Origin of the sequence: Streptomyces sp. NPDC102451 (genome assembly GCF_044765485.1) — a bacterium.
Classification (GTDB): domain Bacteria; phylum Actinomycetota; class Actinomycetes; order Streptomycetales; family Streptomycetaceae; genus Streptomyces.
Genome location: NZ_JBIWKD010000010.1, coordinates 182,159 through 194,239, shown reverse-complemented (window position 1 = coordinate 194,239; position 12,081 = coordinate 182,159). Strand labels below are relative to the sequence as shown.

The window sequence follows — 12,081 nt, the reverse complement described above, 5'->3', positions numbered from 1 at the left end:
GTGACCACCTGGAACTCGCGTACGCTGACGGCTCACTCGCCCGTCGATGCCGGGCCCGGGGGACGCCACCAGCGGATCCCCAGCAGGTCTGCCGAGCGCGAGGGACTCATTGTGGGAGGTACGTACATGACTGGGACGTCCACGGCCGTGAGCAGGCTGCGCGCAGCGGCCGACGGTGCCAACCGCTGGGTCGTCCTGGTCGTCCTCTGCCTCAGTCTGCTGCTCGTCGCGCTCGACGCGACCGTGCTGCACGTGGCCGTCCCCGCCGTCACCGAGGACCTGCGGCCCAGTGCCGTGGGCCTGCTGTGGATCGTGGACGCCTACCCCCTGGTCTGTGCCTCGCTGCTCATCCTCTTCGGCACGCTCGGTGACCGGATCGGCAGACGCCGTGTCCTCCTCATCGGTTACGCGCTCTTCGGCATCGCCTCCGCACTCGCCGCGACGGCCGGCTCGCCCGGTGTGCTGATCGCTGCGCGTGCCCTGCTCGGTGTGGGCGGCGCGATGATCATGCCGGCCACGCTGTCGATACTCCGCCAGGTCTTCCCCGACCGCCGCGAGCGGGCCCTGGCCATCGGCATATGGACCGCGGTCGCCGCCGTGGGAGCCGCGACCGGGCCCGTCATCGGCGGCTTCCTCGTCGAGCACTACTGGTGGGGCTCCGTCTTCCTGATCAACATCCCGCTCATGGCGCTGATGCTCCCGGCCGGGCGCTGGCTGCTGCCCGAGTCGCGCGGTGAGGACGACGGCCCCTGGGACGTGCTCGGCGCGCTGATGGCCGCGGCCGGAGTGCTCGGAGTGGTCCTCGGGATCAAGCGGGTCGGCGGTGGCGAAGGACTGCTGAACCTCGCCACCCTCGTGCCGCTGCTCGCCGGAGCCGCCCTGCTCGTCCTCTTCGTACGCAGACAGAAGCGGCGTACGCACCCGCTGATCGACATCGCGATGTTCTCCCGTCCCGCCTTCACCACCGCGGTCGGCTGCATCGTGCTCGCCATGCTGGCCCTGGTCGGCCTGGAGCTGATCGCGGTCCAGTACCTCCAGCTGGTCCTGGACCTGAGTCCGCTGGAGACCGGCCTGCGGCTGCTGCCGCTGACCTTCGCCGCGATGGCGGCCGGCGCCACGGGCTCGTACACCCTGAGCCGCATCGGTCCCCGGCGGATGGTCGGCTGGGGCTTCGTGCTCACGGCGGCCTCGGTGCTCCTGCTGACCTTCATGGGCCAGCACGACCGGCCGGTGCTGCTGACCGCCGGCTTCGTCCTGCTGGGCTTTGGGCTCCAGTCCACGCTCTTCGGGGCGTACGAGTCGATGCTGAGCGAGGCCCCGGCCGAGCGGGCCGGCGGCGCGGCCGCGATCGGCGAGACCTCGTACCAGCTTGGCGCGGGCATGGGGATCGCGCTGCTCGGCAGTGTCATGAACGCGGCCTACGCCCCGGGGCTCTCCCGGCTCCACGAGGAGGGCGTGCCCGCCGCCGCCGGGACGGCCGCCTCACGTTCGCTGGGCGAGGCCTACCAGGTGGCCGGCCGGCTGGGCGGCCCCGCGGGCGACCTGCTGCGGAACACGGCCCGCCATGCCTTCGTCGACGGGCTGCACATCACGCTGCTGGTCAGTGCGGGTCTCCTGCTGCTCGGAGCGCTGGCCGCGCTGCGTCTCCCGCGCGTCATGGACTGTCCGCCGGTGAAGGCGGCCTGCCGGGAGCAGACGGCCGCCGTCCCGGAGCAGGCGTCGAGGCCCGCGAAGGCGGGGTCCACGCCGCCGGGCGAGCCCCGTCAGCTCCCGGCGCCGGACGCCCCGGCGCGCCGGGTCCCCCTTCCCGCCCGGCGTGAACCCGCCGAGGCCACGGGCTCTGGACGATCAGCACGCTGAGCCGTAACGTCGGCCAGGCGCGCCGTAACTACCACTGCTAGTTTTAGTACCGTGGCGCGTTCTCTGTACCGTGCGAGCCGCCGGAGGCACCCATGTCCACCACCGAGTCCGCGAAGCCGTCAGGCCCCCCGAGGAGCCGGCCGTTCGATCCGGGTGACCCCCTCGGCATCGACGACCTCCTCGACCCCGAGGACCTCGCGATCCGCGACACCGTGCGCACCTGGGCCACCGACCGGGTCCTCCCGCACATCGCCGAGTGGTACGAGAACGGCGAGCTCCCCGGTATCCGCGAGCTCGCCCGCGAGCTGGGCTCGCTCGGCGCACTGGGCATGTCCCTGCAGGGGTACGGCTGTGCCGGGGCGAGCGCCGTCCAGTACGGCCTGGCCTGCCTGGAGCTGGAGGCCGCCGACTCCGGCATCCGCTCCCTGGTCTCCGTCCAGGGCTCCCTCGCCATGTACGCCATCCACCGCTTCGGCTCCGAGGAGCAGAAGCAGCGCTGGCTGCCCGGCATGGCGGCCGGCGAGATCATCGGGTGCTTCGGCCTCACCGAACCGGACCACGGCTCGGACCCCGCCGGGATGCGGACGTACGCGGAGCGGGACGGCGACGACTGGGTCCTCACGGGCCGCAAGATGTGGATCACCAACGGGTCGGTCGCCGGGGTCGCCGTCGTATGGGCGCAGACCGACCAGGAGGGTGGCGGCTCGGGGATCCGCGGCTTCGTCGTGCCGACGGACAGCCCCGGCTTCTCCGCGCCAGAGATCAGGCACAAGTGGTCGCTGCGTGCCTCGGTCACCAGCGAGCTGGTCCTGGACGGCGTGCGGCTGCCCGCCGACGCGGTCCTGCCCGGGGCCACCGGGCTGCGCGGCCCGCTCAGCTGCCTCAGCCACGCCCGCTACGGAATCGTCTGGGGGGCCATGGGCGCCGCGCGCGCCAGTTTCGAGGCGGCGCTCGACTACGCGAAGTCCCGTGAGCAGTTCGGCAGGCCCATCGGCGGATTCCAGCTCACCCAGGCCAAGCTCGCGGACATGGCCCTGGAGCTCCACAAGGGCATCCTGCTCGCCCACCACCTGGGCCGCCGGATGGACGCCGGCCGGATCCGCCCCGAGCAGGTCAGCTTCGGAAAGCTCAACAACGTGCGGGAGGCCATCGAGATCTGCCGCACCTCGCGCACGATTCTCGGAGCCAACGGAATCTCGCTGGAATACCCCGTGATGCGGCACGCGACGAACCTGGAGTCGGTGCTCACCTACGAGGGCACCGTGGAGATGCACCAGCTGGTGCTGGGCAAGGCGCTCACCGGCCTGGACGCCTTCCGGTAGGGCTGTCCGGCGAGCGCCCTGCTCAGCTCTGGTTGAAGAAGCCGTCGGCCGGCCGGCCGACGGTTTCGCCGTTGACCACCTGGGTGTGGGCCGGGGTCAGGAGGAAGACCCTGGTCGCCACGCGCTCGATCGAGCCGCGCAGCCCGAAGGTCAGTCCCGCGGCGAAGTCCACGACGCGCTTCGCGTCGGTGGGGTCCATCGACGTGAGGTTGACGATCACCGGCACACCGTCCCGGAAGAGCTCGCCGATCCCGCGCGCGTCCCGGAAGCTGTCCGGGGTGACGGTGGCGATCCGGCGGCCCGTGTCCTCGGCCTTCTCGGAAGCCACCTGTACGCGGGGGTCGGTCACCCATGGCTGATTCGTGCCGGTCTCCGCATCCTCGGAGTACTCGTCGTCGTAGTACCGCTCGTCGTTGTCCTCCACGAGGCCCAGCCAGGCGCTCGCCTTGCGCACCGATCCCATGGACGCCTCCTCTCACCGCGGTTCGTTGGTGTTCCGTATCTCTTTCCTATCCCTATGGTCGTCCATGATGCGGATACAGCGCCAAGGGGATAGGCGCCGTGCGCGCGATTCGTGACGCTACTGGTGCAGAAGATGTGGCGATTCGTCAGGGTTCGTACCGCATAGGGGGGCTTGCGGAAGGAAAATATGATGCACCCGTCCGTACGGGTGACATGGGGCGCGTACGGGTGAACGGAACGCTCGATACGATGCGAGCCGCGCCGGATCACGGGCGCGGCTCGTCAGGTGAACGGCTCCCGGGGGATCGTCGTGTTCGGAATCGTGAGGCCCTGTACCCATCGGCTGTCCGAGGGGCTCAAGACGGAGTGGATGGCTCATCTCTGCGGGCTCTGCCTCGCGCTGCGCGCGGACCACGGACAGTTCGCCCGGGTCGTCACGAACTACGACGGCCTGATCGTCTCGGTCCTGACGGAGGCTCAGGCCGGGCGCACCGCCGGACAGCGGCGCACCGCGGGGCCGTGCCCGCTGCGCTCCATGCGGACGGCCCCGGTCGCCCGGGGCGAGGGGGCCAGGCTCGCCGCCGCCGTGTCGCTCGTCCTGGCGTCGGCGAAGGTGCGTGACCATGTCGCCGACCGCGACGGGCTGTTGAAGCGACGCCCGGTGGCCGCCGCCGCGCGCCGCGTCGCCGCGGGCTGGGACAGGGCGGGGGCGCGCACCGGGGCCGAGCTCGGCTTCGACACCGCGGTCCTGGTCGACGCCGTCGACCGGCAGACCGGCATCGAGTCCCTCGCCGGACCCGGCACCTCCCTGCTGACCGTCACCGAGCCCACCGAGACGGCGACCGCCGCGGCCTTCGCGCACACCGCCGTACTCGCGGGCAAGCCGGGGAACGCGGAGCCGCTCGCCGAGGCGGGGCGGCTCTTCGGGCGGCTCGCGCATCTGCTGGATGCCGTGGAGGACCGCGAAGCTGACGCCGCGTCGGGTTCCTGGAACCCGCTCACCGCGACCGGCACTCCGCTCGCCGAGGCCCGCCGGCTGTGCGACGACGCGCTGCACGGCGTACGCCTGGCGCTGCGGGACGCGGAGCTCACCGACCGTGCGCTCGCGCATGTGCTCCTGGTGCACGAGCTGCGGCGCGCCGTGGACCGCGCCTTCGGATCCACGGCGTGCTCGCACCAGGCCGGCGGGCAGCCCTCGGGGGCCTTCGGCCCGCCGCCCGGCAACCCGTACGCCCCGACGCCCGGCGGTCCGTACGGTCCTCCGGGACCGCCGCTCCCGCCCGAGCCGCCCCGCAACCGCCGTGGCCTCATCGCCGGCTGCCTGGTCTGGGCCGGCCTCGCCTGCACCTGCCAGATGTGCTGCGCCGGCAGCTTCAACGACCCGTGGAGCGGCCAGGAGCGCGAGGGGCTCTGCCACAAGGCCGACTGCTGCGACTGGTGCGAGGGCTGCGGGGAGGGCTGCAGCTGCTGCGGCAACTGCTGCAGCTGCTGCGAGAGCTGTGACTGCGGGTGCGACTGCTGACCTCGCGTCAGACAGCCGCACCCGGCGGGCTCACTTGATCTCGGGCGGCGAGATCTGCGAGGTCTCGATCGCCGACCCGGTGGTGCCCCACTTCTTCAGGATGCGGTCGTAGGTCCCGTCGGCCTTGAGGCTGTTGACCGCGGCCTGGAAGGCCGGAGCCAGCGGGGTGCCCTTCTTGAAGACGAAGCCGACATCGAGGCGCTTGTACTCGTTGAGGAAGCGCAGCCCCTCCAGCTGGGCCACGCCGTAGCGCAGTCCGTTGATCGTGTTCATCACGATGTCGCTGCGGCCCTGCTGGAGCGAGATCCAGACGGCGGAAGGATCGCCGTACGTCTTGACCTCGTACGGCTTCTTGCCCGCGTCGCCGCACAGGTGCTTGTTCTCCTCCAGGGTCGCCTCGAAGGTCGTCCCGGCCCCGGTGCCGATGGTCAGGCCGCAGAGCTGCGTGAGGTCGGTGACCTTCTTCAGATCGCTGTCGTCACGGACGGCGAAGCCCTGACCGTCGTTGATGTAGGTGACGAAGTCGATGGTCTTGCGGCGCTCGTTCGTCACCCCGAAGTTGCCCGTGCCCACGTCGTACTTGCCGCTGCCGAGAGCCGGCAGGATCGCCTCGAAGGCGGCGATCTCCCGCTTCAGCTTCAGCCCGAGCGCCTTGGCCACCGCGTCCGCGAAGTCGATGTCCGCACCCGTGAGGGTCTTCCCGTCCTCCAGGTAGGCGGCGCCACCGGGAGGTGAGCCGGTGGCGGACGCGATCGTCAGGGTGCCGGCGGCGCGCACCTTCTCGGGCAGCAGCTTCGCCGCGTCCTCGTTCTTCTTCACCGACGAGACCACGTCGGTGGTCGGGATCTTCCCCTTGGCCGAGGATTTCGCGCCGGCCGGCGAGGTGGCGGGGTCGCCCGATCCGCAGGCGCTGAGCGAGAGGGCGGCCACGGTGATCAGCGCGAAGGCAGCGGTCTGCCGGGTTCGGGGCATGACGGAGTTTCTCCGGATTCGTCGACCCCGCTCCGGGGCCAGGGCAGCACGGAGCGTCGGGGCGGGAGATCAGCTGTTACGAGGGGAGGGCCGAGCGATGTCGTGTACGCGAAGGAACGCAAGGGACTCCGCTCCAGCGCCGGCAACGGCGCGAGCGGGAGAAAAGGGAACGCAGGGCGTCAGCTCAACAGGAACAGGACCACACGCGACCGAAGTCGATGTGGGAGCGGGTGACCAGCCACTGCTGCGAATACATGGCCCAAGTTGAACAGGCATCCGTTGGCGCGTCAACTGAAGTGAGACGTACAGCTCACACTGTGGACAAGCTTGACAACAGCACCGCGTGGCGCTTTTCTCAGAAGCGGACCGGCGCTGAGGGGCCCGGTCCACGTTGTGTTCCGCGCTGAAGGCACGCCCCGTGTTCGATCTCTGCATCCACGGAGCCTTCGCATGTCCGCGCAGACAGAAGTCCCTGCCCCGTCATTTTCCGTCCCACCGGGTGAGCACGCCGAGAAGGACGAAGCCCCTCTCATCGTGCCCGTACGCCGAACCGGCCGGTGGGCGGCGGCCGTTGTCGTACTCCTCCTCCTCGCGGGAGCGCTGGTCTCCGTCGTCCGCAACGACGCCTTCCAGTGGGACGTCGTCGGCGCGTACCTCACGACCGACTCCGTGCTGCGCGGCCTCGGCCTCACCCTGTGGCTCACCGGCCTCGTCATGGTGCTCGGCTTCGCCCTCGGCACCCTGCTCGCCGTGTTCAGGCTCTCCGACAACCCCGTCCTCCAGGCGGTGAGCTGGGGCTACATCTGGCTGTTCAGGTCCACCCCGATCCTGGTCCAGCTGCTCTTCTGGTTCAACATCGGCGCCCTCTACCCGCAGATCCTCGGCGTCGACACCGTCAACCTCCTCAGCCCGATCGCCGTCGCCGTCATCGGACTCACGCTCCACGAGGCCGCGTACGCCGCCGAAGTGGTCCGCGGCGGCATCCTCTCCGTCGAGCGCGGACAGCTGGAGGCGGCCCAGTCGCTCGGTCTCGGCCCCTGGCGCCGGCTCCGGCGGATCGTGCTGCCGCAGGCCATGCGCTCCATCGTGCCGCCCGCCGGGAACATGCTGATCGGGACGCTGAAGGGCACCTCGATCGTCAGCATCATCGCCGTGCAGGACCTGCTGTACTCCGCGCAGCTCGTCTACCACCGCACCTACGAGGTCATCCCGCTGCTGCTGGTCGCCACCCTCTGGTACGTCGCTGTCACCTCGCTGCTGTCCATCGGGCAGTACTACGTGGAACGCCACTACGCACGCGGCACGGCAGGTGCCCGGTGAGCGGCAACCCGACGCTCGTCGTCATAGGCGGCGGCCCCCGCGGCACCGGCGTCATCGAACGCATAGCCGCCAACGCCACCGAGCTGTACGGCGACCGGCCCCTGGACATCCACATCGTCGACCCGTACCCGCCGGGCGGCGGCCGGATCTGGCGGCAGGACCAGTCCCCGCTGCTCTGGATGAACTCCATGGCCGAGGACGTCACCATGTTCACCGACGAGACTGTCCAGCTGGACGGCCCGGTCAGCCCCGGCCCCGCCCTGCACACCTGGGCCGCCGACGTCCGCGAGGGGCGGACCGTCATCACCGCCGACCCCGCCGTCCTGGAGGAGATCCACGGCCTCGCCGGCCAGGGCTTCCCCAGCCGGCGGCTGCAGAGCGCCTACCTGCGCTGGGTGTACGAACAGGCGGTCGCCGCACTCCCGCCCGGCATCACCGTCCACGAGCACACCGGTCACGCCCTGCGCGTCTCCGGGCCCCGCGGCGGCCGGCAGCGCGTACGGATCCAGGGGCGCGCCGAGCCCCTCGTGGCCGACCTGGTCGTCCTCACCGTCGGCCATCTCGACGCCGAACCGGACGCCGAACAGCAGGAGCTGGCCGCCTTCGCCGCCCGGCACGGGCTGGTCCACCTGCCGCCCGACTTCACCGCCGACACCGACCTGTCCGCCGTGCCTGCGGGCGAAGCCGTCCTCGTACGCGGCTTCGGCCTCGCCTTCATCGACCTGATGGTGCTGCTCACCGAGGGGCGCGGCGGACGGTACGAGGACGGGGTCTACCTCCCCTCCGGCAGGGAGCCCGTCCTGTACGTCGGCTCGCGGCGCGGCGTCCCGTACCACTCCAAGATCGGCTACACCTGGCAGGGCGAACGGCCGCCCCTGCCACGCCACTTCGGCGCCGACCAGGTGCAGGAGATCCTCGCCGGGCCCGGCCCCGTGGACTTCCGGCGCGATCTGTGGCCGCTGATCGCCAAGGAGCTGGGCCACGCCCACTACCACCGGCTCTTCACCGCCCACCCCGAGCGCACCGCCGTGGACCTGACCGACTTCGAGGAGAAGTACGCCGTCGCCGAGCACGGCAGCCCCGAGCTCGCGGCCCTCGTCGCCTCGGCCGTCCCCGACCCGGCGGACCGGCTCGACCTCGACGCCCTCGACCACCCGCTCGACGGGGTGCGCCATGCCTCGTACGACTCACTGCAGGACGGGCTGCGCGCCCACATCACCGCCGACCTGGAGCGCCGCCACGACCCCGCACACAGCACCGACCTCTCCGTGTTCCTCGGACTGCTCTCCGTCTACGGGCAGTTGACCGGCGTCGGCGACATCGGCGCGTGGTGGCACGGCTTCTTCAACTACCTCGCCTCCGGCCCCCCGGGGCCGCGGCTGCGCCAGCTCCTCGCCCTCTCGCGGGCCGGGGTCGTCCGCTTCCTGGGCGCCGACATGACCGTCGAGTCCGACGAGGAGCACGGTGTCTTCCGCGCCCGCAGCACCACGGTGCCCGGGGCGTACACCGAAGCGCGCGCCCTGGTCGAGGCCCGGCTGCCCGACCCCTCGCTGCGCAGGACCCGCAGCCCGCTGCTGAGCGGGCTGTACGAGGACGGGGCGGCCGGCACCGACACGGGACTGCTCTCCGTCGACCCGTCCGACAGCCGGATCCTGGACACCGAGGGCCGCCCGCACCCGCGCCGCTTCGCCCTCGGCCCCTACACCACCGCGCGTTCCGCGGGCGCCTTCACCCGGCCCCGCACCGGCGGCGCGGCCTTCCGGCAGAACGACGCCACCGCCCGCACGGCCCTCGCGTTCCTGCGCGACCTCTCCTGTCGGGACCGCCTCACCGCCTGAGCACGGCCCCTCTACGTACCCCTGTCGCAGAAGGAACTCCCGCCATGTCGCTCACCAGCGATCCACCCATCCACCCACCCGTCGGGGCCGACCCCGGACCGAAGCCCGCCGCCGAGGAGCACGAGACCCTGGAAGTCGTCCCCCTGCGCCACCCCTGGCGCTGGGTGGCCGTCGCGGCCACGGCCGTACTGCTCGCCCAGTTCGTCAACGGCCTCGTCACCAACCCCGGCTGGGAATGGGACGTCTTCGCCCGCTTCATCACCACCGAGACGATCCTGCACGCCGTCTGGGTCACGCTCCAGCTGACCTTCTACGGCACGGTGGTCGGCTTCGCGCTCGGCATCGTCCTGGCCTTCATGCGGCTGTCCGCCAGTCCGTTCCTCAAGGCGGTCTCGTACGCGTACATCTGGGCGTTCCGCTCGATCCCGCTCATCGTCCAGCTGCTCTTCTGGTTCAACCTGGCCTACCTCTACAAGGAACTCGAATTCGGCATCCCCTTCGGGCCAGGCTTCATCTCCTTCGACACGATGAACCTCGTCGGCGCGATGAGCGCCGCCGTCCTCGGGCTCGCGCTGCACCAGGCGGCGTACGCGGCGGAGATCGTCCGGGGCGGCGTACTGGCCGTGGACAGCGGCCAGTTGGAGGCGGCCGCCGCACTCGGCATACCGCGGCTGCGGCAGCTGCGGCGCATCGTGCTCCCGCAGGCGATGCGCTCCATCCTGCCGAACGCCGCCAACGAGATCATCTCCCTCTTCAAGGGCACCTCGATCGTCTCCGTGATGGCGATCGGCGAACTCTTCTACCAGGTCCAGGTCGTCTACGGGCGCAACGGCCGCGTGGTGCCCCTGCTCATGGTCGCCACGGCCTGGTACATCCTCCTGACCACCGTGCTCTCCGTCCTCCAGCACTACGTCGAACGTCACTACGCCAAGGGGGCCGTGCGATGAGCGCGACCGCAGAACCCGCAGAAGAAGCCACCGGAACCGACGCCATGGTCGAGATCCGCTCCGTCCACAAGAACTTCGGCCCGCTCGAAGTGCTCCGCGGCATCGACCTGTCCGTACGCGCCGGAGAGGTGACCGTCGTCCTCGGCCCCTCCGGGTCGGGCAAGTCCACCCTGCTGCGCACCATCAACCACCTGGAGAAGGTCGACCGGGGCTGGATCAGCGTCGACGGCACCCTCGTGGGCTACCGCAGGTCCGGCAACAAGCTGTACGAGCTGCGCGAGCGCGAGGTCCTGCGCCAGCGCACCGCGATCGGCTTCGTCTTCCAGAACTTCAACCTCTTCCCGCACCTCACCGTCCTCGAGAACGTCATCGAGGCCCCGATCGCCGCGCTCGGCCGTCCCCGCAAGGACGCCGTGGCCGCGGCCGAGAAGCTCCTGGCACGGGTCGGGCTCGCCGACAAGGCTGGCACCTACCCCAAGCAGCTCTCCGGCGGCCAGCAGCAGCGCGTCGCCATCGCCCGCGCCCTCGCGCTGGAACCGAAACTGCTGCTCTTCGACGAGCCGACCTCGGCGCTCGACCCCGAGCTCGTCGGCGAGGTCCTCGACGTCATCAAGGACCTGGCCCACGGGGGCACCACGATGATCGTCGTCACCCACGAGATCGGCTTCGCCCGCGAGGTCGCCGACACCGTCGTCTTCATGGACGAGGGCCGGATCGTCGAGCAGGGCCCGCCCGCCGACGTACTCGACCACCCCGTCCAGGAGCGCACCCGCGCCTTCCTCTCCAAGGTCCTCTGAAAGGCCCTCAGCCCCATGTCCCCGCACTCGTCCCCGCAGTCAAGGAGCACTCACATGTCCGTCCGCCGCACCCTCACCGCCGCCCTCGCCACGTTCACCGCCGCAGGGCTGCTCACCGCGTGCGGCGGCAGCGACGCCGCCGAGGACGTGATCAGCGCCAAGGGGCAGAAGGACACCGGTATCAACATCGGCCCCGACCAGAAGCGGATCAGAGGCAAGAAGGTCGACGCGATCGCGGCCAAGGTGCCGGCCGCCATCCGCGAGCGTGGCACGCTGCGGATCGGCGGAAGCGCCGACAGCTCGCCACCACTCGGCTTCTACGCGACCGACGACAAGACCCGGATCGGCGCCGACATCGACCTGGCGACGCTGCTCGCCGACACCCTCGGACTGGAGCCGAAGTTCGAGCAGGTCTCCTGGGAGAACCTCTTCGTCGGTCTCGACAGCTCCAAGTTCGACGCGGTCCTGTCCAACGTCACCGTGACCGAGGAGCGCAAGGAGAAGTACGACTTCGCCACCTACCGGCTCGACAACATCGCCTTCGAGGCGAAGAAGGGCTCCGGCTGGAAGGTGAAGGGACCGGCGGACGTCGCGGGGAAGACCATCGCCGTCTCCTCCGGCACCAACCAGGAGAAGATCCTCGTCGACTGGAGCGAGCAGAACGTCAAGGCCGGCCGGAAGCCGGTGGAGATCAAATACTTCCAGAACATCACCGACTACTACATCGCCCTCCAGTCGGGCCGCATCGACGCCTACTTCGGCCCGAGCCCCTCGGCCAACTACCACGTCGCCTCGGCCGGCCAGTCCGAGGTCGTCGGCACGCTGTCCGGCGGGGGTGACGCCATCCAGGGGAAGATCGCCGCCACCACCAAGAAGGACAGCGGCCTGGTCGAGGCGTACGGCGCCGCGATCGACCACCTCATCCAGGACGGCTCGTACGCCAAGGTGCTGAAGCGCTGGGGCCTGTCCAACGAGGCCGTCGAGAAGTCGGAGATCAACCCGCCCGGCCTGCCCAAGACCAAGAACTGACCCGAGAGGCCC

The 12,081-nt window shown here is 70.6% G+C and carries 10 protein-coding genes; 8 read left to right on the top strand and 2 right to left on the bottom strand.

Annotated features, from left to right (window positions below; translation table 11 throughout):
* Positions 1-126: 126 nt before the first annotated feature.
* The gene (locus ACIRD8_RS23165; RefSeq protein WP_403994585.1) at positions 127-1,860 is read left to right on the top strand and encodes an MFS transporter; all 1,734 of its coding nucleotides are present in this window, start codon (positions 127-129) and stop codon (positions 1,858-1,860) included.
* Positions 1,861-1,952: 92 nt separating this feature from the next.
* On the top strand, positions 1,953-3,182 hold the full coding sequence (locus ACIRD8_RS23160; protein WP_403994582.1) for an acyl-CoA dehydrogenase family protein: 1,230 nt from the start codon (positions 1,953-1,955) through the stop codon (positions 3,180-3,182).
* Between the two features lie 22 nt (positions 3,183-3,204).
* On the opposite strand, the gene ACIRD8_RS23155 is transcribed toward ACIRD8_RS23160, so the two are convergent.
* Positions 3,205-3,645 carry a cell division protein SepF gene (locus ACIRD8_RS23155; protein WP_403994579.1) on the bottom strand — a complete coding sequence of 147 codons (441 nt, stop codon included), beginning with the start codon at positions 3,643-3,645 and terminating at the stop codon, positions 3,205-3,207.
* Between the two features lie 309 nt (positions 3,646-3,954).
* On the opposite strand from ACIRD8_RS23155, the gene ACIRD8_RS23150 reads away from it, so the two are divergent.
* Positions 3,955-5,166: a DUF5685 family protein gene (locus ACIRD8_RS23150; RefSeq protein WP_403994576.1), complete on the top strand. Its 1,212-nt coding sequence runs from the start codon at positions 3,955-3,957 to the stop codon at positions 5,164-5,166.
* 30 nt (positions 5,167-5,196) lie between these two features.
* On the opposite strand, the gene ACIRD8_RS23145 is transcribed toward ACIRD8_RS23150, so the two are convergent.
* Positions 5,197-6,138 carry an ABC transporter substrate-binding protein gene (locus ACIRD8_RS23145; RefSeq protein ID WP_403994573.1) on the bottom strand — a complete coding sequence of 314 codons (942 nt, stop codon included), beginning with the start codon at positions 6,136-6,138 and terminating at the stop codon, positions 5,197-5,199.
* Between the two features lie 450 nt (positions 6,139-6,588).
* Between ACIRD8_RS23145 and ACIRD8_RS23140 the strand changes: the two genes are divergently transcribed.
* From ACIRD8_RS23140 to ACIRD8_RS23120, 5 genes are read left to right on the top strand one after another with little or no spacing between them, the layout of a single operon-like run.
* Positions 6,589-7,458: an amino acid ABC transporter permease gene (locus ACIRD8_RS23140; protein ID WP_403994570.1), complete on the top strand. Its 870-nt coding sequence runs from the start codon at positions 6,589-6,591 to the stop codon at positions 7,456-7,458.
* On the top strand, positions 7,455-9,296 hold the full coding sequence (locus ACIRD8_RS23135) for an FAD/NAD(P)-binding protein (RefSeq protein WP_403994568.1): 1,842 nt from the start codon (positions 7,455-7,457) through the stop codon (positions 9,294-9,296). Before ACIRD8_RS23140 ends, ACIRD8_RS23135 begins: the two co-directional genes overlap by 4 nt.
* A 44-nt stretch (positions 9,297-9,340) precedes the next feature.
* Positions 9,341-10,243 carry an amino acid ABC transporter permease gene (locus ACIRD8_RS23130; protein ID WP_403994565.1) on the top strand — a complete coding sequence of 301 codons (903 nt, stop codon included), beginning with the start codon at positions 9,341-9,343 and terminating at the stop codon, positions 10,241-10,243.
* A gap of 44 nt (positions 10,244-10,287) precedes the next feature.
* Positions 10,288-11,040, top strand: coding sequence for an amino acid ABC transporter ATP-binding protein (locus ACIRD8_RS23125; protein WP_403994707.1), 753 nt, complete (start codon positions 10,288-10,290; stop codon positions 11,038-11,040).
* A gap of 54 nt (positions 11,041-11,094) precedes the next feature.
* Entirely contained in the window at positions 11,095-12,069 is a 975-nt protein-coding gene (locus tag ACIRD8_RS23120; protein ID WP_403994562.1) for an ABC transporter substrate-binding protein, read from the top strand.
* Positions 12,070-12,081 lie beyond the last annotated feature (12 nt).